Origin of the sequence: Nitratidesulfovibrio oxamicus (genome assembly GCF_015731765.1) — a bacterium.
In the GTDB taxonomy this organism is placed as follows: Bacteria; Desulfobacterota; Desulfovibrionia; order Desulfovibrionales; family Desulfovibrionaceae; genus Cupidesulfovibrio; species Cupidesulfovibrio oxamicus.
In genome coordinates this window covers 1-539 of record NZ_VRYY01000788.1, presented here as the reverse complement: position 1 = coordinate 539, position 539 = coordinate 1, and the positions used below count along the sequence as shown (strand labels likewise).

Genomic DNA, 539 nt, shown 5'->3' with positions numbered 1-539 from the left:
CCTGCCCGGCCCGGGCCTGCGCCCGCCGGTTCAGGAAGGCCCGCGCGTCCTCGTGAAAGATGCGCAGCCGCGCGTCGTCCGCCAGGCCGAAGTGCTGGCGGGCCACCCCGGTCATGCCGGGGTCCAGTTCCACCACGTCCACCCGCAGCGTATCCGCGTTCAGCCCGGCCCGCCCGGAAAGCAGCCACTTGGGCACGGAATACCCGCCGCCGCCCAGCATGAGCACCCGGCGCGCGCCGGGCGCCATCGCTGGCCCCAGCGCGTAGAAGCGGGTGTACGGCAGCGCCAGTTCGGCCATGTCGTCGGGATAGGCGGCAGACTGGTAACGGCCCGGATCGGTGACCAACAGGCGCAGGGGCCGCCCGGCCTGGGTGGCGTCGTGGACCCGGATGTGGTTGTACGGCGTTTCGGTCACCCGCACCCCGTAATAGCGTTCCGCAAAGGCGGCGTAGGCGTGCGAGGCCCAGGCCAGCGCGCCCACCCCGGCCAGCAGGGCCAGCCGGGCCAGCGGCGCGCGGGGGTGCGCCAGCAACGAGGCC

Annotated in this window: 1 protein-coding gene; it reads right to left on the bottom strand. The window is 74.2% G+C overall.

The features are described 5' to 3' along the window. The coding region (locus tag FVW20_RS18535) for a spermidine synthase (RefSeq protein WP_196610726.1) at positions 1–539 on the bottom strand (539 nt) is incomplete at both ends.